This window comes from Brevibacillus sp. FIR094 (assembly GCF_050477165.1).
In the GTDB taxonomy this organism is placed as follows: Bacteria; Bacillota; Bacilli; order Brevibacillales; family Brevibacillaceae; genus Brevibacillus.
In genome coordinates this window covers 12,498-36,355 of sequence record NZ_JBEAES010000048.1, presented here as the reverse complement: position 1 = coordinate 36,355, position 23,858 = coordinate 12,498, and the positions used below count along the sequence as shown (strand labels likewise).

Sequence of the window (23,858 nt, the reverse complement as noted above, 5' to 3'; positions counted from 1 at the left end):
CTTCGAGAGAGCGTAGTGCGTCTCCAGGCGTTCCTGGTGTGTATACATCTTCACCCATGAGCCAATCATCGTTGTCAATCATTGCCCCAAAGATGTCAGAGATGGATTCATTTAACGCACCGGACTCATTTTGATAGATCAGATTAGCTGTTTTTTCTGTAACGGCATGTGTCAATTCATGTGCAACGACATCCAAGCCAGCAGACAATGGGCGGAATACGCTTCCATCTCCATCCCCGTATACCATTTGCACGCCGTTCCAGAATGCGTTGTTGTAGTTGCTACCGTAATGGACAGTAGAAATCAATTTCGCACCGTTGTTGTCATAGCTGTTACGGTTATGTGCACTTTTGTAGTAATCGTAGGTTTTCTGTGCATAGGCATGCGCGTCGACCAGTGCACCATCTGTCCACTTGTTATCGGTATCAGAGCCAAGCGTGCCTGGGAGGGTGTATCTGTTCCGTGCAGTGTACGTCTCAATTCCCTTACCGCGCGTTGTATCTTTCGTCGTGTAGTTTGTATTGCTTACTTTCGTTACTTCGAAGGACTTAGAGTCACCAAGTACCCCTGTACCCGTCCCTGTAATTTCATGGAGCATATTGTATTTGTTGATCACGTCACCAGAATTTGCATCGATGAAATACTTCCAACGCCCTGGCTGCGGATCGAGGAAATTCAGCTCCACTTCGTAAGCCAAATACGATTCATCTTCCTTGATGTAGATATAGAGGTTCCCTTTTGGCTTCACCTCGAACTTCTCCACTTTTTTGTCGATCTCATCCTCCAAATCCTTAATGGCCTCTTTGACTGCCTTATCTGATTTGAGTTTTGGTTTTTTCGTCAGGTCGTCATTGTTTGACAGGTCAGGTGCGTAGTTTCCGAGGAATGCCGTTACATTTCCATCCTCGTTTACGTGAATCGTCTGCTGATAACCATAGACCGGGATGCCTTCGTACATTTCTTGCACGCGGTAGTGAGTCATGTCTGTCTCTCTGTCTGTCACTTCATCTAGTACTTTAAAGTGGTCTCTCACTTCTCCGTCAATGCGGAAGGAATCTTGATGTTGCTCCAGGAATCCCCAAACTTTGTCTTCGCCATCCAGATCTTCTGCCTCGAACTCTTCTCCGATAAATTCGGGGGTATCCCACTCAGCGCTATAGACGATGCTTTCGGATTCGGCCTGCGCAGCTAGCGGCAGGAAGGTAGAACTACCTAATGCGAAGCTGAGTGTTACTGCAAAAACCGATTTTTTCATACTTGTTAACTCCTCCTTGGAAAATATTGTTTTTTATGTAAGTTCATAGTTGTTTACATCTCTTATTATTTGTCATAAATGTGAATTTGAGAACAATTTTTTAACGACAAAAAAATCATTTCCCGAAAGAAATGATTAATTGGTAAATTTATTACAATTGCGCTTGCCATACGATCCGATACACCTTGCGCGGTCTGCCTCGCGGGTGTGGGTTTTCTTCCCTGATCACCTGAGCGAGTCCCTTTGACTCCAGTTCAATTAGGATGCGTCTGGCGCTTCGTGGCAGAATTTGTAGATACGAGGCTAATTCTGTCGCATGAATTTCCTGAGAGCCTCGCTTCTTGAGTATGGAGTAGAGCTTGGCGAGCGTCATGACACTGAGTGAGGTAAGCTGGCTGAGTTCTTGCAGCTTTTCTGAGTCGTACCGATACGTGATCTGTTCAGCACGACCAAGCGGCCCTACGACGCTTTTGTCATCAAAGAAGACCATCCAGTTGCCTGTCCCGCGCTCTTTGGCGTGCAGCAAAGCCGCGCCACCATGGATTTCTGCTTCATAAGCGGTCTTGCCGATCCCGATTCCGCATGTCACTAGATCAGCACGAATGCCAAACAGCTCTTCCAAATCCGGCATGGTCGCATAGTCACGAGTCACTTCTTGCAGGTTGCCCCGCGTTGTAAAAATGACGTAGCGTCCGGGACCTGCTGTCTTCAGTGAGCCTTGCAAATGCTTCGCGTAGCGCAACAGCTTTTCCATCGTCTTGATCTCGGCATTTTGCCATTCATCTGTGGAAAAGTTGCCACCGGCAAGCTCGCGAAATGGATCGATCTCCATCATCTGCACGGCAATTTGGGTATCTTTGAAGTGCAGCATCTCGTGCGTTCGCAAAAGCATGTGAATGACCGAAATCACGCCTGCACGTGTCGGTACGACCCGATGTACAGGGACACCTCTCCGTGCCAGCTCTACATCTGCTGTCCGCAAGCAGGTGACAGCCACCTTTGTCTTGCCTGCCCTCCAAAGCTGTTCATGGTAATCGGCCAGTTCATCGGCTGAGATTGCTCCCTCGTAATGCTTGAGCCATTTGTAACCACCAGCGATGCCCGCTTCGTCCATAAAATGCTCCAGTTCTTCTGGTGAAAATGTATCAAAGCTCACTTCATCCACCCGGATTCCCAATTGATGGGACAGATGAAGCAAGGTTCTGTACAAGCTCGCACCGAGATGAGGCACATAAGCCATCGGCACTTGGACCTTGCCTGACTCGCTCACCATGGCATAAGGGACCTGTCCGGAGAAAAGCCACATATCCACCTCATCCACATGTGGCAAGATCAGATCGAGGATTTCTTCTTCTTTCCAATAGACAATCGGCAAGTATTCAATTTCGGGAAACTCTCGCATGACTGATTCGATGATGGCAAGTGAATCATCCGCGCCTATGACGCCTAGTCGCAGCTTCAACAAAATTCCCTCTTTCACACAATCTCTTCCTACTTGTGGACTGCTTCTATGATCAATAAACGATTTTTTGAACAACCTCTACTAGGATAACATACTCCCTTTCTTTTTCTCATCGGGGGATCACTTTACCTGCTGCCTCCCCAATCTGGTGTGCCACGTACAAAACAGGGATGATCAGCAAGCTGTACGGCAACGTGCTCCATATCAAGGGCCACGTCGCAAGCCCAGCCTCAAGCAATCGATCATACGTATACAAACAATACGGCAAAACGAATGCCACAGCCGTCACCACACCAGGTGTGTACGTGCGAAGGACAACGGTATGACCAACATGCATGAAAACATGGAGAAACATCACGTGCAAACAAACCAGGAAAAACGGGAGGTACGTTCCAGCCGAAAGCGTCGTGACAGTCAGGATGACCGCTGCCGATAAAACGGCGAAAATACAAGAGACTGCGACGGTAAATTGCGCCGTGTTCATCGAAAGCGAAGGCTCTATCAACTTCATAAGCCGTTCTGGAACCGTCTGTCTAATGATGTCTTTTTTGGCTCGCACCCAACCTTCTACCATCACGATCTCCTCGAAATCATGAAACATGAAAACGACTAAAAACAACCAAATCAGATGGGACAGCTCTAGCATACAAGCACCCTCTTCCTATTCGTTTGCCTGCAAAATTCCATATGCCAAAAAAGATGCTGCGTCGTCCGCAAGCTGCTCCGCTGTTTTCTCGCCCGTCAACAAATACCGCGTCGTCATACGGTCTACGACTGCGATCATTGCCTCTGCCGCCACCTCCACAGACAACTCGACACGGACATGCCCAGCACTCTGATTTCTTCGCAAGTTGACAGCAACAATTGAAGCTAGCTTACGATGCAGCTCTTCGCCCTTTTCCGCCTGATACAGTACGATCCGGGTCAAATCAGGCTGCTCCTGAAAAAATAGGAACAAAGCGAGCAGATTCTCCCGTACCTGATGGAAAACATCTGCCTTCGTCAAGGCCGTTACCTTTTGACCGCTGTTCGCCAATTCCCACAGCTTGGTGACAAATGTGTCCGTCAACTGCTGATACAAGCCTTCCTTGCTGTCGAAATACTGGTAAAACGACGCCTGTGTCAGGCCTGCTGCTTTCACGATGTCACTCACCCGTGTGCGATGAAAGCCTTTTGCCGCGAACTCAGAAGCTGCCGCTGCGAGTAACCGACTGCGACTCTGCTCCCCTTTTGACAATTTGTCATTGGTCATTTTCTCACCTCAAAAGTAACTTGTCAGTTATATAACTATTGAGTTATTTTTACAACTTTTGGATTTTCTTGTCAAGACCCACTTGCTTTTTCTCTCGACAGTGCGTAAAATGTTTGCTCAAAGGGTATCATTTGATGGCAATGAGGAAGAAGAGTAGTCATTTTTCGAGACTTCAGAGAGCTGATGGTTGGTGCGAATCAGTGTTAAGGAAATGATGAATGGGCTTCCGAGCTCCAAACCGAACCCGCTCTCATGGCGGCAGTAGGCTTTGGCGTTACGTCCGTACGTTACAATGGACACCGTATCAAGCTGTCTTACACAGAAACGGTACGGATTAAAGAGATTTTGCGTATGGATGATTCCTTGCGTGAAATAACAAGGGTGGCACCACGGTTCATTCGTCCCTGTCCAGGGCGGATGGACCTTTTTGTATTTCCAAAAACTCATATCTAACATTGAAAGGAGCAGCTTTCCCATGAAAACCATCTTTTCCGGCATTCAACCAAGCGGCATTTTGACACTCGGCAACTACTTGGGCGCAATGAAGCACTTCGTTCCGCTTCAAGATCAATTCAACTGCTTTTACTGCATCGTAGACCAGCATGCGATTACCGTTCCACAGGAGCCTGCTGTCCTGCGCGAAAACATCCGTCGTCTCGCGGCTCTCTATTTGTCCGTTGGCCTCGATCCGAACAAAATGACGCTGTTCGTCCAATCGGAAGTACCGGCCCATGCCAAGCTCGGCTGGATCATGCTGTGTACCTCTTACTTGGGTGAATTGGAGCGCATGACCCAATTCAAGGACAAATCCGATGGACGCGGCGAATCTATTCCAGGCGGTCTGCTGGCTTATCCTCCATTGATGGCTGCTGATATTTTGCTGTACGGCACTGATTTCGTCCCTGTGGGCGAGGACCAGAAGCAGCATCTGGAGCTGACTCGTGATTTGGCCACCCGTTTTAACAACCGTTATGGCGACATTTTCACCATTCCAGAGGTTCGCCTGCCTGAGACTGGCGCACGCATCATGTCCCTTGCTGAAGGCACCAAGAAAATGAGCAAATCCGATCCAAACCAAGGCGCCTTCATCTCCATGCTGGATGATGTAGACACCATTACGAAAAAAATCAAGCGCGCGCAAACGGATTCCGATAGCGTTGTGCGATATGACAAAGTAGAAAAGCCTGCTGTCTCTAACCTCATGACCATCTACTCCCTCTGCTCCGGAAAAACTCTGGATGAGATCGAAGCGATGTACGAGGGCAAGGGCTATGGCGCATTCAAAACCGAGCTGGCAGAAGTTGTCGTAGAAACATTGCGTCCGATTCAAGAACGCTTCGAGCAACTGTTCCACTCCTCTGAGCTGGATGATATCCTGACTGCCGGAGCAGAGAAAGCGAATAAGGTCGCGAATGAGATGCTGTACAAAGTTGAAAAAGTGATGGGGATGGCACGCATCTAATCCATTTCCACAACAAAAAACGGGCTGGGAAGCTATCTCCCAACCCGTTTTCTTTTCGTTAATTACTCTTAACCGTGACAGTTACCTTGGCAGTCTTGCCAGCGTAGCTGATCGTGATGGTCACTCTTGTTCTCGGTTTGGCATCATCCAAGACAAGAATCCGTCCCGTCTCATCAACCTCTACCTGTTCAGGGTTGCTTGATGCGAACTCGATACCCTCCGCTTCGTTAACGTCTTCTTCCGCATCATTACCGAGAACCGCCATTACCTTGAGCTGTGCTTCCTCGCCCTGGGCTAGCTTGAGAGATTTCGGCTCGATCTCGATTCTTTTCAAGGCACTCTCACCGACGACATAAGTGGCCGCCGTCGTTACTGTAAAGCTCCCCAGATCGTCGTCTTTCGTCACCTGGATCGCTTTTCCCTTGAGTCCAATAGCTGCTCTCCACATATTGCTCCGGTACGAATACGCCTGGAGCTTTTCGCTTGCGTCATCGGCGACTGGCAGACCAAGTGTAAAGCCTGTTTTGCCGAGATTTGTTACCTTTTTACCGTTGCTCCACACTTGCACTTGATAGGCTTCACCAGGGTTTGGCACACCTTTCCACCCGTTCCCGTTTGCTTCCGTCAGAGAAAGGGCAAACTCTCTTGCACGCTGAGCGGAAAAGTATGTGCCCGGCACTTCTACCCATGCTTCGCTTTCCAAGGTTACGCGGATACCTACCTCTTTTTCCCTCAATTGTTCAACCAGCTTCTGTTCCAGCGTCACCGTCGGATCAGCGGATTCTTCCTTACGAGAACGCGTGTCGCTCGAATTGTCATCGCTCTCTTCCACCTGAATGAACAGCACCGGTGCAAAGCCGATTTTTTCTTTCACGGACTCGATTGCTTTCATGAATTCCCCGAGTATGTCTAGGAGTTCATCTACTTGTTCGTCCGTTGCCTTGATCTCTTCCCCATCTTCAATGACAACCGTGCCAAGCTTTTTCAAAAGCTTTTCCGCTAATGTACGGACATGCTTGGCAACCTCTTTGGAAATATCCTTTTCATCGAGCGGCTCCAGTGTTGTTTTCGCCAAGCTCGTCAACGAAGCAAGTGCCAGGCGGGCAAGCTCTTCATCCTTGATGCCCTCTTCTGTGAGCGGGTCAAATGCTTTGTCCAAAAAGCTCTTCGTCACATCTTGGAGTGCCTCTTCATCAATGGTTCCTCGCTCGGCCTGCTCGGCCACTGCCTCGAGTACAGTCGTGATCGTATCTGTGACCGTCTCCCATTTCTCAGTCGGCGTCCACTGCTGGGCATCCAGAAGTTTTTCCAGATGGCTGAGTACTCGATCCACCTGTCCCAAAATGGCATTCTCCTCGTTGCTTGCGGAGATGACCTGAGCTGCTTCCTTATTCAAAGCTCGCTGTGAGTCAGGTGTCGGTGTTCTGTCCGGCGGTGTAACTGGCGGTGGTGAGTCCGGCTTAGCTGGAACCTGCACGGTCAATGCTTTGGTCACAGCTGTCGATTGGTCGGATGTTCGTGTGACCTCCAAAATCAGGTCTACATTCGTCTGGCGATTTGGCGGCGTAATTTTGCCGTCCAGCGCAATGATCGCTGTATCACTAGACGATTTGATCATGATGGTAAAGCCTGTAGATACTTCTGGTAGCTTCAAGCGCGTCACACCCGCTGCTGGCTGTGTGAGCTGCGTGATGCTTTCTGCTACTTCTTGTGCTGTTTTTTCCGGCGTGCCACGATCCTTCAAGTCCAGCTGTACAAGGACAGGATTATGATCACTCACACGTCCCTCGCTCTCGGTCAAACCAGCGTTGATGTGAACGATATCAACCTTCGTGTCGTTCTCCAGATGGTTGCTGACCAAAATTTGATCCAAGACCTGAGAGTTCCCTTGGTACACGTACGTATACTGCTCACCCTTCGGCAGCTTCTCCACCATATTGATCAAAACGCCATCTGCCAATTCCTGCACCGGATTCGAAAACGGGAAATCATTGAGATCACCCAGTACCACAACATTTGCTTTCGCTTCCGCCGCATGGATTTCTTTTACAAAGCTATTTAATACACGGGCAATTTTCATGCGCTGTACTTCACTCACCAGCTGTGGCGGCTGATCTTTTCCAAAGAGCGCTTGATCTCCACCCTTGGAGTTGAAATGGTTGGCGATAACAATGACAGGCTCGCCTTGGAAAACAAACTCCGCTGCCAGCGGCTTACGGCTCGAAGCAAACGCATCGTTTGTCGGATCTACCCGCCCTGGATTGAGAGACAGATGCGCCACGCCATCTCGTGTCTCGATTTGCACCGCATCTGTTGAACCTCCTGGCGTTCCACTAGCCAGCTGTACCCGTTCTGGGTTGTAGAAGAAACCAACACGGATGTTTCCTCCTGGCTGTCCACCATCTTGATTGTTCTGTGGCGCGATATCGGTGTATTGATAAGTCGGGCCGTTTTTGTTTTCAATCGCTTTGATCAATGCGTCCGCAGACTGTTTAGCATCTGTTTGCCCATTGTCCGTCGGCCCATTGTCGTCCTGCATTTCCACCACGCCGATAATATCCGGCCGCTTCATGTTGTCCACGATCGTCTCGGCGATACGATTGATTTTGGCAGAATCGGTTTTAGCCGAGAAATTCTCGATGTTGTACGAAGCGATTGTCAGCTTATCTTCTTTTGGGGAAATACTCGTCACTGGCTGCTCATAATGGCTTGCCTGTACCGTAAATGGTTTTGTATGGAACAGCTTGTAATTCGCAAAGCTGTAGTCAATGATGCCTACTAGTGGTCCGTCAAATTTGTCGCCGACTTTTACTTCACCGGTAATCGTTTCGAGTTTGTCCGATACCGTGATGCGCTCAGGGTGAAAATCATTGGCCTCTAGTACTACTCCGCCAGCTGGTGTACGCGGCTGACTCGGATGGGCCTCGTTATCAATGACAACAAATTCCGTTGCACGTGGATTGGTAAATGTCTTGGTTTCGCCAACTACGATTGGATTGTCGATCTGCACCAGCATGCCTTCGAGACTTTCCCAGAAGTCGATGCCGTCTTGGTCTGGATCGTATTTGCCGAGGCTGTCGTTGTCGATGATTCCTTTTGGATATTCGTAGTTGTCTTTGCCCAGGATGAGTGGTTCTGGGAGTGCCTTTCTAGCGCCGATAACAACGTTGGTCGCATCAATTTGCGTCTGAGTGAGGTCTGTACCCGCCCTGTTCGATGGCACGAATTCCTTGACGGTTCCGCTAACGGTTACTTCATCGCCTGGGGTGACCACTGCTTTTGGCTCGTAAACGTAAATACCTTCAGAAGTAAATGGGTCTGCGTCCGGTAATGGGTCTTGCATATAAAAGCCTTGTACATTGCTACCGCTTCGAATGATAGCCGTTACGATTCCCGGAACATTCGTCACCGTTCCATCCACCATCGTTGATCGGTGCGACTTTCCTTGAATGTCATGAATGCGAACGTTATCTTTTTGGATGATGTAACGGAATGTCGCTACATTGCTGTCTGTAAAACCATCCTTCACGGCTATGGCTGAAACGGTCGTATCCGCGTCAATCTGGATCGGTCCCGTATACTTGAGACTTCCTCTGCTCGGCGTTGAACCATCTATCGTATAGAAGATCGTTACGTCAGCCATCGTCGTTGAAAGCGTGACTTTTGTTCCCTTTGTCACCATTGGACCTGCTGGGCTCGCTGTGACCATGGGGACTTTATTCTCGTCCTCTACGAGATCAGCGATAGTGCGCGGAACCAGCTTGTATTCATTGCGATCGTAGTTAACCACGCCTGTAATAGCGGCATAGCTCTTGTTTACTGGAAGTGGAAGAGTGGCAGCAGGACGAGACACAAACGTACCGTGCTGATCCTCCAGCTTATAATTGCCGCTCGTTACTGATTTGACGGTGACTACCTTTACCGTCACCAACTTGCCTTCCAAAGCCTCACCTGTAGCAGCCGCAAAATCAGTAGAAGTCACAATTTGCGGGTTAGGCACCCCCGCTTGCTTCTGCACGATTTCCACGTTGCTAGTAGCTGCTTCGAGCTGTGCCAGCCCATTATAGTCGTTCATTTTTCCAGTAGCTCGGATCTTGTCTCCTTCCTCAATTTTGCCAGTCAATCCTGGCGCACGAAGGACGAGTCCCGCCGTATCGTCTTGGAAATAGACATTGTTTTGCCCACCCGCTTCAAACATCGCCGTCACCGTTCCGACGACACTCACGTTCGTTCCTATCGGGGTGCTTCTTGCTTCAGCAATCGTAGTCGAACCTACGGCTGACTTGGTAACGCTAACTTCCGGGCTCTCAAACGACTTGCCATATTCCCCAACTGTTTGCTGCGTTACGAGTATATGATCCAGCTGGTCGATGTTTGGAATCGTAAAGGAAAATGACCCGTTTGCCTGTGCTGTTCCTGTTTCTTTGTTACTAAGCATCAACGGTTGTTTTTGCGGATCGTATGCGCGCAGTATCGCATTCCCTGCTGCCGCTCCAGCTTCTCCGCGCAGCTCGCCCACACCGTTCAATGCTTGCAGGCTGACTTTTCCCTGGATCAAAGCTGCGCTGGCTACCGCTGGCCTCAGCTCGATGCTCGCGCTCTCTTTCTTACTCCCTTCCGTTGCAGTCAGATAGACTCCCTGCGCATTTGGATCGGGATTGGCAAAAGTCAGCTCGATTAACCCGGAAGCATCCGAGTCTTGCTGTGCCAAAGGAGTGTCGCTACCTGTTCCTGTAGGCTGACTCGCATAAACCTTAATCGTCCGCCCTTGACCGACATAGCCGCGAATTGTTGCTTGGATAGGATCAGTATGATCAAAAATAAGTTCTGTAGCGTTTAGCTTTTCGGTCGCATCTGTTGGTAGCGGCGGTTCTACTGGGCTTTGTGTGTTTTTCGGGGTAGGTGCTCCTGTGATAAAATCGTTGCCGTTGTTGTTTGTATCCCAGCCATTTCCTCCGTTTGGAACAATGCCGCTGGCGTTGCTTATGCGTTGGGCGCTGGTTATATTCGAGGGAGCTGGTGCTGGTGAGTTGCCCTCAGATGAATTCGCAGTACCAAAGCCGACCATATCCACGACGCTTGTCTGGGAAGTGACATCCGCCCCGGTTAACGTGACATCATCGTTGACCAGTGCAACCTTCCCGTTCGACCCTGACAAGTTCAAAGTCCCGCTATCGTCAGGAGTTGGCACGTCCCCCCCTGTTGAACCCGATGAGGCTAACTGAACCAAATAAAAGCCATAAGGGGCTATGCTTCCTGTCAGCCCTGCCTTTTGCCACGCTGTTCCCGTAGCAGAGGCATACTGCACAGACCAGCCTCCAACCGAAACAGCCGTGTCTGTTGGGTTATACAGTTCAATGAAGTCATTCTTGTACAGGGCACCTGAGTTCCCCCCACCCCCATACACCTCACTGATCACCACATGATCAGCCCGCGCGGCTTTTGCCTGTGGCATCCACCCGGTGGGTAAAACAGTTCCCATCATAACCGCGGCTATTAGCGCCAGCTTCGGCCACCTGGAAGCACTCCCTCTTTTTTTCAGCATTCTCGCATCATTCCTCCTCACATCATTCGGAAGTATCTACTATGAAATGGTAAACGTATAACCTGAATCTTATGTAAATTTGATGTAAAGTTTGTATAATCCTTCTAAACTTGTAAAAACAAAAACCGCCAAGCTCTATCGTCCTTGGCGGTTTTTCTGTATTTTTGTCAATTAGCTTTCGTCCACTTTCATACTACGCGCGATATAAAGAACCGGCGTCGAAGCTGCCGATACGACAAACTTGATCAGGTAGGTGGTCAACAGGATTTGCCACCATACGTCCATCGGGAATTCTCCCAAAAAGGCAATCGTACAGAAGGTAACCGAGTCGAGCAGCTGACTGAAGAGCGTACTTCCATTATTGCGAATCCAGAGCTGATTGCGGCCCGGACATTTTTTCTTCAGCCACGTATAGATTCTCACGTCGACAAACTGGCTGACAAAATACGCACACAAGCTTCCCAATGCCACTCTTGGCATCAAGCCAAAAATCGTCTCTAAGGAACCTTGGGCAATATCTGTTTCCTGTGGTTCAAATACCAGCACGAGCTGCATGATGATCGTTGCCGCAATTAAGGTAAAGAAGCCGAACCATACGGCTTTTTTCGCTTCTCTTTCCCCATACTTCTCGTTCAATAGATCGCTTACCAAATAAATAGAAGCATAAATCGTATTGCCGAGCGTCATGACCAAGCCGAACATCTCGATTGTTTTGACCACCTGGATGTTGGCCAGCACGGTAGCCATCCCGATCCACGCGTACAGTCCCATTCTGCCGAACAGTCGGTAGCAGAGCAGGAACAGTCCGAAGTTCACCAGAGCAAAAAGCACTCCGATCCAAAAATTAAACATATGATTTCCTCCTAGTTTTGATAACGCGGGAGTTTACGAACCGCGGCCCGTTTTGAGCATTCAATCATTTTACTTGCATTCTTTTATTTTATCAACAATGAAAGCGATGGTCTGTCTTATCAATGGGTAATAGAAGAGGCCAGTATCACAATGCATAAGCCTCTAGTCAATTTCATCCTGAGTTTCCGCCGATTTTCAATGAATACCCTCTTCCACGCCACTTGAAGCTTCATTTAGAAAGATACTTACGAGCTTTTGAGCCGTTCTGCGAGCATGATGAACTGCTTCGTGATTTCCCTCGATCATTGCAGTAACAATGCTGCCTTCTATCAAAAGATACAACGCATTGGTTAGTTCTTCTTCCTCAGGGACTCCAGCTTCTTGAACAAGTTTTTTGATAAAATTTTTTAATAATGATTTATGCCTTAAAGATACTTGATGAAACGAATGAGTAGGTTCATTAAATTCTGCAGCCGTATTTATGAAGGAACACCCACGAAAGTCAGGTTGCAAGAACCACTCTTCTAATGTATCAAATAGAGCAACCAAACGCTCCGACGGGGTAACTTCCTTCTCATAAACTGTAGTTTCAAACCAGTTTCTCCAAAGGGAATCTCTCGTCTCAAGATAAGCTATCACCAAATGCTCTTTAGTAGGAAAGTTGTTATACAGCGTCATTTTTGCTACTCCGGATTCTGCTACAACTTGATCGACCCCCGTAGCAGTAATTCCTTGTTTATAAAACAAGGATGAGGCAACATCCAGTATTTGCTCTTTTTTTCTTTGTCTCATGCCTTCTCCTCCTCTATTAATGAACGCGCTTAGCATTTGCGCCGTCAATAGTTCTATCAACTCTAACAATACTGGAGGTTTAATATCCCAGTTAGAAGGCTGAGTTCCTGGGTCAAATAAAGTCACTCTTTATTTGGTCCCCCCTCATCCTTCTGTCCCCACGCCATTACTATACAGACAAGTATATATAATTTCAATTTTAATTTTTCGGCTTTTTTTCTGCGAATAACGTTATTTTATCTCTATATTGGGTTCCTTATAACGATCTCCATTAAATTCAGTTCTCCACTATCTAATGCCTCTGTAAGAGCTTGAGGAAACTCCTCTGTTTTTGTAACACGCCTGTATGCAACTCCAAAGCTTTGGGCAAAAAGGTTAAAATCCGGATTGGTAAAAGAAATCTGTGTAACCGCTAGATTGGCATTGGACTGGTGCTTCTCTATTAAGCTATACCGCTGGTCATTAAAGACGATGATCGTAAAGCTCAGACCCAAGCGCTTTGCGGTCTCGAGCTCCTGCGCATTCATTAGAAAGCCACCGTCTCCCGTTATGATAACAACAGGACAGTTTGGCTTGACCAAGCAGCTTGCCAAAGCGCCAGGCAGCGATGCTCCCATTGATGCAAGACCGTTGAAAATAATCGTTTGCCCTGGAAGTTTTGGCTGGTACCAGAATGATACCCAGATCTTATGCAAGCCGACATCAGAAATCACGATGCTTTCCTTCGGCAGCTTTTTGCTTAAGGTCCACATCACTTTGTGTGGCAGATCCTGTTCTGATGGGATGGCCCTCAACTTCTTCATTCTACGTACACGAATCTTCTCATAGTCTACAGGTTCGGGTCTCCGATTTAACAGGTTGGATAATGCCTTAATCGTTTCTCGTAAATCACCTACAAGGTCCAATTCAACGGGAAAATGAGCATCAGTTTCAGCGTAGGTGGTATTAATACTCAGTACTTTACGCGATTTATCCTCGTTCCAGAATTTCGAATCAAATTCAACAAAATCAAATCCAATAGCGATGACCAAATCTGCTTCATGCAGAGGAAGCAAACCATCAGGATCGAAACTACCGCCGACTGTGAACAGATTCAGCGGGTGATCGAAAGGCAGAAAACCTTTGGCCATAAAAGTATTGACCAATGGCAAATTCGCTTTCTCTACTAATTGTCGAATTTCTTTCCAAGCTCGACTACGTACCGCACCGTTGCCTACAAGGATGATTGGTCTCTTTGCCTCCATGATTAACTGTGCGGCTGTGTGTAGCGAGGACTTGTCGGGACAAACTTTTGCTTTTCTTCCAATGGGAAGTGGTGAGCCGACTACCGTATCCCGAGCAACATCTACAGGCAGCTGCAGATGCACAGCACCAAAACTGTCGGTTGTTGCCAGAGCAAACGCCTTACGGATGATCTCTGGAATTGTGTGCGCGGATGCAATCTGCTGATTGTATTTTGTAATTCCTTTGTATAATTGTATCGTATCTATATTTTGATGTGTTTCTTTGTGCAGCTGGCTACGATCTGTCTGACCGGTAATGGCAATCAATGGCGAGCGGTCCAAGTGAGCATTAGCCACACCTGTAATCAGATTCGTCGCGCCTGGCCCCAACGTAGCGAGACACACGCCGGGTTTTCCCGTGAGTCGACCATACACATCTGCCATAAAGGCTGCCCCTTGTTCGTGCCGCGTAACTACAAATTGAATCGATGACCGCGATAAGGAGTCGATGAGATCAATACTCTCTTCACCCGGGATGCCGAAAATGTACTCAACTCCCTCAGCCTCCAGACATTGCACCACAAGGTCGCTCGCTTTCATATAGCTCCTCCATTATTAGTCTTTTGGTGGATTACATCTATTTTTCGTAGGCAAAGTCCAATTTTATTTTTTTGTTGATCCAACTGGAATATACGTGTCATTCATGATCTGTAAAAATCTTTGAACGGACCCGCAAGAGAGCCAGTTTTTCAAAGGAGCCATCCCACGGGTCACCGTTCAGGTGTTATTGCACGCCGTCCAATTCCTTTATTCGCTCACCTAAAAATCGCTTAATTAACGCTACGCTGATTTCCAAATCCTCTTCCAAAGGAAAATGACCCGTATCGAGCAGATGAACATCAACATCTTTTAAGTCCTTTTGGTAAGCCCACGCCCCATCCGGACCAAAGAACATATCATTTTTTCCCCAAACAACCAATGTCGGAGGCTGGTAGGTCCGGAAATACTCATGCCAACTCGGATATTGTTTCAAATTGTTTTGATAATCATAGAGCAGGGCAAGCTGGATCTCGCTATTCCCAGGTCGAGCCAACACATATTGGTCCAAATTCCAACTGTCTGGGCTGATTTTTTCCGGATTGCGTGTCCCGTTTACATACTGGTGTTTTGTGAACTCAGGTTTCAGCAGACCTAAAACATTGTTGATAGAGGCTTCATCAGCCGGATTTTCCCAATACGTCCGCGCGGGAGCCCACGAAGATAGCAAGCCTTCTTCGTATGCATTTCCGTTTTGAGAGATAATGGCTTGGACTCGTTCTGGATGTTTGACAGCCAATCTGAATCCGACTGGCGCTCCATAATCGTGGACATAAATGCTGTATTTCTTCAATTGGAGCTGCTCGACAAATGCATCCATAACATCGGCCAAATTGTCGAAGGTATAGGCAAAGTCGGCCATAGAAGGCTGATCACTGTTACCGAAACCAGGATAGTCAGGTGCAATGATATGGTATTCATTAGAGAGCTCGGCAATTAAGTTGCGGTACATATGAGAAGAAGATGGAAACCCATGGAGCAACAAAATGGTCGGATTCTCTTGATTCCCAGCCTCTCGATAAAAAATTGTGAGTCCGTCCACACATTCTGTTTTGTAATATACTGTCATCGTTTTCACCTCATTTCCGGTGGTTTTGGAACACGCTGCTATTTCCCGAGGATTATTTATAACGCCGATCATTTTCGTTTATCGGATAATCATTTCCACTCATATCCCGTCTTCTCATAAGACCGTCTTCGTCATACTCCCAAAGCTCATTCCCATGGCATCTCATCCATTGACCAGTTTCTGCATCACGGTACTCATATTCAAAACGAACCGCAATCCGGTTGTCCGTGTAGCACCAAAGCTCTTTCATCAGTTTATAGTCCTGCTCCCTTGCCCATTTCTTCGTTAAAAAAGCTTTAATATTCTCGCGACCTGTAAAAAACTCTGTGCGGTTGCGCCAGTTGGAGTCAACGGTATAACCTAGCGACACGCGTTCCGGATCGCGAGAGTTCCAAGCATCTTCGGCAAATTTTACTTTTGCCAATGCGGATTCAAGTGTGAATGGTGGTCGAATGTCTTTACTCATTTTTTATCATCCTTTTTATTTTTTATAGTTCAAACCATTATTTGAATTTACGATCCGCCTCTTTGATAGGAAAATCATTCCCCGTCATATCCCGTCTCTTCATGAGACCATCCTCGGCAAACTCCCAGTATTCATTTCCATGGCATCGCATCCACTGACCTGTATTTGCATCACGATATTCGTACTCAAAACGCACTGCAATCCGATTGTCCGTGTAGCACCAAAGTTCCTTCTTAAGTTTGTAGTCCAGCTCTCTAGCCCACTTATTTGTCAAAAACGTCTTGATAGCCTCTCTGCCGGTAAAGAATTCTGTGCGATTATGCCAATTGGAATCAACGGAGTATCCCAAAGATACCCGCTCCGGATTGCGAGAATTCCAAGCATCCTCAGCAAACTGCACTTTTGCCAATGCAGACTCCTTTGTAAACGGTGGTCGAATGTCTTTGCTCATGGTAGATCTTCCCTTCGTTTGTTGAATATTGGTGGAGGAGCATCCGCTCTCCTTGGATTTAGTATACAGACAGGTCTGTCTAAAATCAAATATATTTTCTCGGCCATTAATCCTAGTCTCTATCCCATGCTGTTGGAGCATAGCAGCGAGGCACTGCTACAAGAAGCCAGCAACCTCCTAGCACCCTAACATTTACCTGTTACTGGTTTGTAGGTTTTATGACGATAGTCTGTAACCAATGTATCCACACTATCGTACATAATGAACGTGTAGCAAGGACAAGCACAAAATACAGCACACTACAAATTACATCATGATCAGTCAGCAAGACTGGGGAGGAGATTCATCACATGAAACACATGAAACACTTGAACAAACTCGTAACAGGAACTGTACTTACTTCCGTACTTTTCACTGGAGGGTATGCAATTACAGCAGATGCAAGCAACACAACGGCTACACCAAAAGGCTTGCAAGAGATTACGAAAAAAACAGCAGACGTAACGGGTGAAAAGACCGCAGACACAGTCGTTCTGTACGGGAAAAAAGAGAAAAACAGCCCTTACGTTAAGGACCTCACTATCAAAGTAACAGATGGCAAAACGAAGAAATCTTTTAACATCGACGTGAAGGACGACGGCTACGAGCCGAAGCTCTCCGTTCAAGATTTCACTTACGATAAAAAAGGCGAGATCATGGTTACTGCAAGCACTGGCGGAAGCGGCGGATACACAACCAATCACATCTACACCATTCAAGATGGAAAAGCGAAAGAACTCGGTCTGCCAGGTCTGGATAAAAACAAAGCAGGTGTAGTCGGAGCGGACTTCGTAGAACTGAAACCAATCGATCTCAACAAAAATGGTCTCTACGTACTGGAAGGTACAGAGCGTCTGACTGGTGATTACAATGCAGATGTTCGCGGCTACCTCAAATCCAAATGGAAGTGGAACCAAACCAAATGGGAATTGATGAGTGCTAACTTCGAACCAGCTGTAAAAGCACTCGAAGTCTATCATGATACTTTCAAAAGCCAAGACTCTGCCTTTGCTTTTAAAGGTCCAAAATCTTGGAACGACAACATCCTTGTCGAGGAAAAAACAGGCCCAAATGCAGACGAATACTTGCCAGAAGCAAAGAGTGTAACTCGCTTCATCTTCAATGCTGACAAAGCGGAAGATCGTGTACCTGTTGTAGTTATCACCGCGTTTGACCTGAATGACTGGAAAAAACTGAACAACCCGGACGAGCCACCAGTAGGCTACGAAATTGCACGTAACCAAGCAACCAACATGGTATATGTAGCAAGCTTGCCACAAGACACAGTATTTGACCCAACAAGCAAAGAAGGGAAGAAATTCATCCCTCTGATGATGTCTCTGGACCAAGTAAAACAAGCGTTTACGTTTGTAAAACGATAATCAATCCACATCTCTCCACAAAAAATCCCTTTGCCTATCTCATTGGCAAAGGGACTTTTCCCTACAGCTTCGCAAGTCTTTTTTGCTTCTCCTCTTTTTCAGCCGCATCTAGGTACTCGAACAATCCAAGACGATTCCCCCACGGATCGGCAAACGTCCCCCACTTGACCGGTACCTCTTCCCGTTGAAAAATTTCAAACGGATCGATTTGCAGCTCTTTGATTAGTCTTTCTCTTTCCATCTCGATATCGACCACAGCCAATCGCACGGGGCCGCTTCCTTCCGCTGGCGTCCCCTCTGCCAGCTGCAGCCAACAACCAGGCAGGACTTCCCACTCAGCAAATCCTTCATGCGGAACAAAATCCGGCTCTCTTTGCAAAAAGCTCTGGTACCAGGCTTGTCCTTTGGTGAAATTAGAAGTACGCAATTGAAACGTCATCTCATGAATCATGGAAAAGCCCCCCATTTTACAACTTTCCATCCATTATTTCACAATGCTTGCACCACTTTCTAGAGAACAGAACAAAAAAACCCCCGACCCAAGTCGAGGGAAAACTTCTCTTTTATGTGAATATCGGCAGCATCAGATTCAGCAAAAACAATCCCGCGATGACGTACATCAGCGCAGGCACTTCGCGACGTTTGCCCAATGCGAGCTTCATGAGAGGATACGCTACGAATCCAAACGCGATTCCATCTACAATGCTGTAGGACAACGGGATAATCACGATGATCAAAAAGGCAGGGAAACCTTCCGAGAAGTCCTTCAGATTGATATTCTGTACATTTTGCAGCATCAGTGCGCCAATGATGATGAGCACCGGAGCAATGGCTCCATCCGGAATCATTTTGATAACAGGAAGCAAACCGAGCGAGAGCAGGAACAAGGTGCCTGTTACAAGTGCGGTCAATCCCGTCCGTCCTCCTGCTGCGATTCCTGCCGCTGTCTCCACCGTCGAAACTGTCGGACTGGTTCCCAAAATGCCAGAGATGGCAGCCGATAACGCATTCGCTTGCAGCGAACGGCCGAACTTCTCCGGCTGTCCAAGCATCGAGGTATGCCCATGAATCAAGCCAATATTTTCAAAGACGATAACCATCGCCAATGAGAAGGTCGCGATCCAAAATGGCAACGCCCAAATGGCAGAAAAGGAAAAACCCGCAAATACGCTTCCGTAATCCGCAAACGAAAATGATCCTCCCCCACCTGGCTCGACAATCCCGAACAAAAAGCCAAGTCCTGTACCAACCGCAATTCCGATCAAGAAGTTGGCCGGCACATTGCGAACAAACAAAATCAACGTAACAATCAAAGTAATCAGCGTGACGATCACATGTGGGCTGGACAAGTCACCCAGCGCAACAAATGTAGACGGATTCATGACGATCAGCCCGCCTTTTTGCAGACCGATGAAGGTCAAGAACAACCCAATCCCAACGGTAATCGCTTCTTTTAGTGAAGAGGGGATCGCATTGGACAATATCGTCGCTGCCCTAGTGAAGGCAATCACAGTAAAAATCAGACCAGAAACAAATACAGCAGCCAATGCTTCCTGCCAAGTGAGGCCCATCGATTTGCATAACGTGAATGTAAACAGGGCGTTGATCCCCATGCCGGGAACCAGAATAATAGGAGCATTTGCCCAAAAGGCCATAAGAAGTGACCCGATAAATGCCGTCAATACAGTCGCCAGAATGCCTGCTTCCATTGGTATTCCAGCATCATTTAAAATCGAAGCGTTTACGGCAACAATGTAGACAATGGTGACAAAGCCAATAAATCCGGCGATGAGTTCCCTTTGAAACGTCGTGTCGTAAGCGCGCAAGTGAAATAGCTTTTCCATCCACGTACGCACGGACTTCCCCTTCTTTCCTTTATGTCTTTTCCATGAAGTGAAGATTCACAGAAAACATGCTATCATAGCTTCATCAATATGAAAAATATCCATAAAATCTAATTTTCATATCGTTTTCATATGGAACCATTCTCGTAAGGAAAGAAGGCATTGCGTGTGGATATTCGGCAACTGCGTTACTTTATCGCCATAGCAGAGGAAGGTCAGATAACAGGGGCGGCTAAAAGACTGAATATGGCCCAGCCGCCTTTGAGTCAGCAGTTGAAGCAAATGGAGGAGGAGCTCGGGGTCATGCTCATTGAACGCTCGGGAAAACAAATGGTCCTGACGGAAGCAGGCGTCACCCTCTATAAACAGGCGCTCAATATCGTTCATCAAATGGAGGAAGCTCTCTCCGAGGTCAAAGAAACAGGAGAAGGCATTCGGGGGACGTTGTCCATCGGTGTCAGTGCACTGTCGGCCTACCGCCTGCCAGAACAAATTCGTGTGTTTCAGCAAAAATATCCGCTCATTACGTATAAAATCTGGAAAGGTGATACGCAGCTCCTCAATCAGTGGCTGGAGCGCAGAACCATAGAAGTCGCTATCGTACGCCTCCCCCACTCGTTGAACAACTGCACCATGATTCCGTTGGAGGAAGAGGATTTTGTGCTCATCGTTCCTGCCACCTCCCCCTATGCCGATCGCAAGGAAATCGAAATGCGCGAGATCGCCGAGCTTCCGCTCATCATGCCGAGCACACCAGGCTTGGGTATCTACGACTTGATTATCAAGGAATTCTCCCGTCTAGGCGTGGAACCGCACGTTATCTGCGAGTGCCCGGACATTTCTCTCATCGTCAGTATGGTCGCCTCCTCGGTCGGTTCCTCTATCGTCCCCATCTCAGCATGGGAAACTCATCAGAGCGAACAAATTCGAGGGATTCGACTCTCCGGAACTTCCATTTTCTCTTCGGCTGCTGTCGTTTGGCAGTCTGGACGCCATCTGTCCAAAGCAGCGAATCGGTTTATCGAGACGTTTTCATCGTAACTCCATTCAGGGCGGTCACATCCGGAATAATCTTGGAAATCTCGCGGGATGATAAACTATTACCATTTCTTGTAGATTCCCGGGAGGATAAAGATGACTTTCCTGATATCCTTGGTCATTGTATTTGTCATTGTGCTGTTCGGCGCGATTTCTCCTGAGCTTTTCGCCTCTGCGGCTTCCCATGTACTAAAAGTGACCACGACCAATTTCGGCTGGTTTTATTTAATCGTGACTTTCGGTTTTCTGATCTTTTGCATCTTCCTTGCCTTTAGCAGATACGGACAAATCCCTTTAGGGAGCGACGATGACGAGCCGGAATATTCGCTCCCTACCTGGTTTGCTATGTTGTTCTCTGCTGGGATGGGGATTGGTCTTGTCTTTTGGGGAGTGGCGGAGCCCGTCTCTCATTACTTCTCTCCACCAGCAGGTGTGGCTGGACAGACGACCGAAGCCGCACAAACCGCTCTGCGCTATGCATTTTTTCACTGGGGCCTGCATCCTTGGGGGATCTACGCTCTCATTGCTCTCACTCTCGCCTATTTTCAATTTCGCAAAGGAGCGAAGGGCTTGATCTCCTCCACCTTTGGACCGCTGCTCGGTGAGCGCATACACGGACCGCTCGGAAAAGGGATCGACATTCTGGCTGTCATCGCCACGGCATTCGGTGTCGCCACCTCACTAGGTCTCGGAACTCTGCAAATAAACGGAGGTTTGTCTCACCTCTTTGGATTGCCATCCAACACCACCGTGCAAATCGTGATCATTTCCATTATTACGGTACTATTTCTGCTCTCGGCTACGACAGGACTGGATCGGGGAATCAAGTATTTGAGCAATACGAATCTGGTATTGGCTTTGCTACTCCTCCTGCTGACGCTCGTATTGGGACCAACCTCGTTTATTTTTGACGCCTTCACCAGCACGCTCGGCAGTTATTTGAACAATCTCATCTCGATGAGCTTGCGGCTGACCCCTTTTACACAAGGGACCTGGGTAGCCAACTGGACGTTGTTTTATTGGTCATGGTGGATTGCCTGGGCGCCGTTCGTCGGTATGTTTATTGCACGCGTCTCCAAAGGTCGTACGATCAAGGAATTCGTCATTTGCGTGATGCTCGTTCCGAGTTTGTTGAGCTTCATTTGGTTTTCCGTGTTTGGCGGGACTGCGCTTCACCTCGAAATTTTTGATCAAGCGCCTATAGGGGCAGCGGTGCAACGTGACATCTCGACTGCGTTATTCCTTGCACTGGAGCAGTTGCCAATGGGATACATTCTCGCTGTCGTTGCGGTTCTGTTGATTATCACATTTTTTATCACGTCAGCGGATTCAGCTATTTTCGTGCTCGGCATGCTGTCTTCTGATGGCAACCTGGACCCGTCGAATCGGGTAAAAATCACCTGGGGCATCCTCCAGTCCGCTATCGCAATCGTTCTCTTGTTAAGCGGCGGCTTAGAAGGCCTGCAAACAGCCTCCATTGTGGCAGCGCTACCTTTTACCGTCATCATGGTCCTGATGTGCTTTTCTCTTGTCATGGCACTGCAGGAAGAAGACCGGATTGCGAAAAAGAAACGGAAGGATCAGCAGAAGAAGCTAGAGAGGTTGTTGAAGGAGTTGTAAAAAGTAGTTACGAAAAAAGGGGGACGCTATCCATCGCGCCCCCCTTTGTTATTCATTAGATACTATTGACTCAGATATTACCTCAATCCCGTTTCTGCGAAACAGCGCCGCCGTCAGTCCGACACCCGGCACTTTTTTCCCGGAAAAGCTGCCATCGTAAACGAAGGAGCTTCCACAGGACGGACTGTTTTCTTTTAAGATGGCAGATGTGGCTCCAACCGTTTTCGCCAGCTTCAGCGCTTGGTTCGCCCCCATCAAAAATTCCTCGGTGACATCTCGGCCAGTGTTGTCTATGATGCGTGCTTTGCCATCCAAAACATCTTCTCCCGTACCCCCGATGATTTCTGCTGGCGGTCGTGGTGTTGGCAAGCCTCCCAGCTGTTCAGGACAGACGGGGATTGCCTTTCCTTCCCGGAGCAATTGCTCCAGCTCTTGGTCTAAGCATGACTTCTGATCGTAACGGCATTCACAGCCGATCAAACAGGCACTAATCACTTTCATGACAACCGTCTCCCACCTTTTTATCTACAGCTTTCGCAATTTCACGCTTTGTATCATATGATCCTGTCCCTTGTCCAAAATCAATTGAGCGCGAACACGTGTCGGCAAAATGTTCTGGCGTAGGTTGGCACCGTTGATCTCCGTCCAAATACCGGTGGCTACCTCAGTCGCCTCCTCGTCAGACAGACTCGCGTAGCGCTTGAAATACGAGGTTGGATCGGAGAACGCGGTCTGACGCAACAGCTTGAACCGCTCTACATACCATTTCAGGATGTGCTTCTCTTCCGCGTGCACGTAGATCGTGAAGTCAAAGAAATCAGAAACAATGACCTCGGAAATACGAGCATCGTTTTCGTCACCTCTAGGCGGTTGCAGCACATTCAAGCCTTCGACAATCAAGATGTCAGGCTGTCTGACAGTCTGCCATTCATCTGGCACGATGTCATACACAAGGTGGGAATATACTGGTGCTTTCACTTCAGGCAAACCTGATTTTACATCGGATAAAAAATGGATAAAGCGCCGCAAATCATAGCTTTCCGGGAATCCCTTGCGCTTCATGATTCCTCTATCTTCTAGAACCTTGTTCGGATACAGGAATCCATCGGTCGTTACCAAATCGACCTTCGGATGATTCGGCCAGCGGGACAACAGCGTCTGCAAAATGCGAGCCGTTGTGCTTTTGCCTACAGCCACACTACCTGCAATACCGATAATGAATGGAACCTTGCCATCCTGGTTCCCTAAAAAAGTGTGAGTCGCCTGGTACAGCTCCTGCGTGCCCCCGACATACAAATTCAGCAGACGGGACAACGGAAGATAAATATCGGAGACTTCCGTCATGGACATTTTCTCGTTTAAGCCCTGCAAAAGGGAAAGCTCGTTATCAGATATGGTCAACGGCGTGGAAGCCCGTAGAGCACTCCACTGCTCGCGATTAAACGTAACATAGGGTGATGCCATGGGAATGTACATCCTTTCCATCATGAAAGTGCTTTCTTTATTTCA

The 23,858-nt window shown here is 47.8% G+C and carries 19 protein-coding genes and 1 other annotated feature; of the genes, 4 read left to right on the top strand and 15 right to left on the bottom strand.

Going from position 1 to position 23,858, the window contains the following annotated elements:
* From ACQ5DJ_RS27290 to ACQ5DJ_RS27275, 4 genes are all read right to left on the bottom strand, one after another.
* Positions 1-1,255: M4 family metallopeptidase (locus ACQ5DJ_RS27290; protein ID WP_429845174.1), on the bottom strand; the 1,255-nt coding region annotated here is incomplete at its 3' end.
* 151 nt (positions 1,256-1,406) lie between these two features.
* Entirely contained in the window at positions 1,407-2,735 is a 1,329-nt protein-coding gene (locus ACQ5DJ_RS27285) for an ArsR family transcriptional regulator (protein ID WP_261375910.1), read from the bottom strand.
* A gap of 91 nt (positions 2,736-2,826) precedes the next feature.
* The gene (locus tag ACQ5DJ_RS27280; protein ID WP_429845173.1) at positions 2,827-3,363 is read right to left on the bottom strand and encodes an HXXEE domain-containing protein; all 537 of its coding nucleotides are present in this window, start codon (positions 3,361-3,363) and stop codon (positions 2,827-2,829) included.
* Positions 3,364-3,378: 15 nt separating this feature from the next.
* On the bottom strand, positions 3,379-3,969 hold the full coding sequence (locus ACQ5DJ_RS27275) for a TetR/AcrR family transcriptional regulator (protein WP_429845172.1): 591 nt from the start codon (positions 3,967-3,969) through the stop codon (positions 3,379-3,381).
* A gap of 131 nt (positions 3,970-4,100) precedes the next feature.
* Positions 4,101-4,378 (top strand) — a binding site (T-box leader).
* Between the two features lie 66 nt (positions 4,379-4,444).
* Here ACQ5DJ_RS27275 and trpS point away from each other — a divergent pair.
* Positions 4,445-5,431: a tryptophan--tRNA ligase gene (trpS, locus tag ACQ5DJ_RS27270; RefSeq protein ID WP_429845171.1), complete on the top strand. Its 987-nt coding sequence runs from the start codon at positions 4,445-4,447 to the stop codon at positions 5,429-5,431.
* Between the two features lie 58 nt (positions 5,432-5,489).
* Here trpS and ACQ5DJ_RS27265 read toward each other — a convergent pair whose 3' ends face one another.
* From ACQ5DJ_RS27265 to ACQ5DJ_RS27235, 7 genes are all read right to left on the bottom strand, one after another.
* Complete coding sequence (locus ACQ5DJ_RS27265) at positions 5,490-10,976, bottom strand: chitobiase/beta-hexosaminidase C-terminal domain-containing protein (RefSeq protein ID WP_429845170.1); 5,487 nt, start codon at positions 10,974-10,976, stop codon at positions 5,490-5,492.
* Positions 10,977-11,147: 171 nt separating this feature from the next.
* Positions 11,148-11,828, bottom strand: coding sequence for a queuosine precursor transporter (locus ACQ5DJ_RS27260; protein WP_429845169.1), 681 nt, complete (start codon positions 11,826-11,828; stop codon positions 11,148-11,150).
* A gap of 195 nt (positions 11,829-12,023) precedes the next feature.
* Positions 12,024-12,746, bottom strand: coding sequence for a TetR/AcrR family transcriptional regulator (locus tag ACQ5DJ_RS27255; protein ID WP_429845168.1), 723 nt, complete (start codon positions 12,744-12,746; stop codon positions 12,024-12,026).
* A gap of 116 nt (positions 12,747-12,862) precedes the next feature.
* Positions 12,863-14,443: an acetolactate synthase large subunit gene (locus ACQ5DJ_RS27250; RefSeq protein ID WP_429845167.1), complete on the bottom strand. Its 1,581-nt coding sequence runs from the start codon at positions 14,441-14,443 to the stop codon at positions 12,863-12,865.
* Positions 14,444-14,627: 184 nt separating this feature from the next.
* A complete protein-coding gene (locus tag ACQ5DJ_RS27245) occupies positions 14,628-15,509 on the bottom strand; it encodes an alpha/beta fold hydrolase (RefSeq protein WP_429845166.1) in 882 nt (293 codons plus the stop codon).
* Positions 15,510-15,561: 52 nt separating this feature from the next.
* Positions 15,562-15,975 carry a nuclear transport factor 2 family protein gene (locus tag ACQ5DJ_RS27240; protein WP_017247339.1) on the bottom strand — a complete coding sequence of 138 codons (414 nt, stop codon included), beginning with the start codon at positions 15,973-15,975 and terminating at the stop codon, positions 15,562-15,564.
* Positions 15,976-16,012: 37 nt separating this feature from the next.
* On the bottom strand, positions 16,013-16,426 hold the full coding sequence (locus ACQ5DJ_RS27235; protein ID WP_106839119.1) for a nuclear transport factor 2 family protein: 414 nt from the start codon (positions 16,424-16,426) through the stop codon (positions 16,013-16,015).
* A 350-nt stretch (positions 16,427-16,776) separates the two neighbouring features.
* Here ACQ5DJ_RS27235 and ACQ5DJ_RS27230 point away from each other — a divergent pair, with 350 nt between their 5' ends.
* The gene (locus ACQ5DJ_RS27230; RefSeq protein WP_429845165.1) at positions 16,777-17,847 is read left to right on the top strand and encodes a hypothetical protein; all 1,071 of its coding nucleotides are present in this window, start codon (positions 16,777-16,779) and stop codon (positions 17,845-17,847) included.
* A gap of 61 nt (positions 17,848-17,908) precedes the next feature.
* On the opposite strand, the gene ACQ5DJ_RS27225 is transcribed toward ACQ5DJ_RS27230, so the two are convergent.
* Positions 17,909-18,298, bottom strand: a complete 390-nt coding sequence (locus tag ACQ5DJ_RS27225; protein WP_429845164.1) for a VOC family protein — start codon at positions 18,296-18,298, stop codon at positions 17,909-17,911.
* A 112-nt stretch (positions 18,299-18,410) separates the two neighbouring features.
* The gene (locus tag ACQ5DJ_RS27220; RefSeq protein WP_429845163.1) at positions 18,411-19,703 is read right to left on the bottom strand and encodes an NCS2 family permease; all 1,293 of its coding nucleotides are present in this window, start codon (positions 19,701-19,703) and stop codon (positions 18,411-18,413) included.
* 156 nt (positions 19,704-19,859) lie between these two features.
* Between ACQ5DJ_RS27220 and ACQ5DJ_RS27215 the strand changes: the two genes are divergently transcribed.
* Positions 19,860-20,732: a LysR family transcriptional regulator gene (locus ACQ5DJ_RS27215; protein WP_429845162.1), complete on the top strand. Its 873-nt coding sequence runs from the start codon at positions 19,860-19,862 to the stop codon at positions 20,730-20,732.
* Between the two features lie 93 nt (positions 20,733-20,825).
* The gene (locus ACQ5DJ_RS27210) at positions 20,826-22,349 is read left to right on the top strand and encodes a glycine betaine uptake BCCT transporter (protein WP_429845161.1); all 1,524 of its coding nucleotides are present in this window, start codon (positions 20,826-20,828) and stop codon (positions 22,347-22,349) included.
* Positions 22,350-22,397: 48 nt separating this feature from the next.
* On the opposite strand, the gene ACQ5DJ_RS27205 is transcribed toward ACQ5DJ_RS27210, so the two are convergent.
* Together ACQ5DJ_RS27205 and coaA are read right to left on the bottom strand one after the other, a co-directional pair.
* Positions 22,398-22,850: a DUF523 domain-containing protein gene (locus ACQ5DJ_RS27205; RefSeq protein ID WP_069846192.1), complete on the bottom strand. Its 453-nt coding sequence runs from the start codon at positions 22,848-22,850 to the stop codon at positions 22,398-22,400.
* A gap of 24 nt (positions 22,851-22,874) precedes the next feature.
* Entirely contained in the window at positions 22,875-23,813 is a 939-nt protein-coding gene (coaA, locus tag ACQ5DJ_RS27200) for a type I pantothenate kinase (RefSeq protein WP_429845160.1), read from the bottom strand.
* Positions 23,814-23,858: the final 45 nt, after the last annotated feature.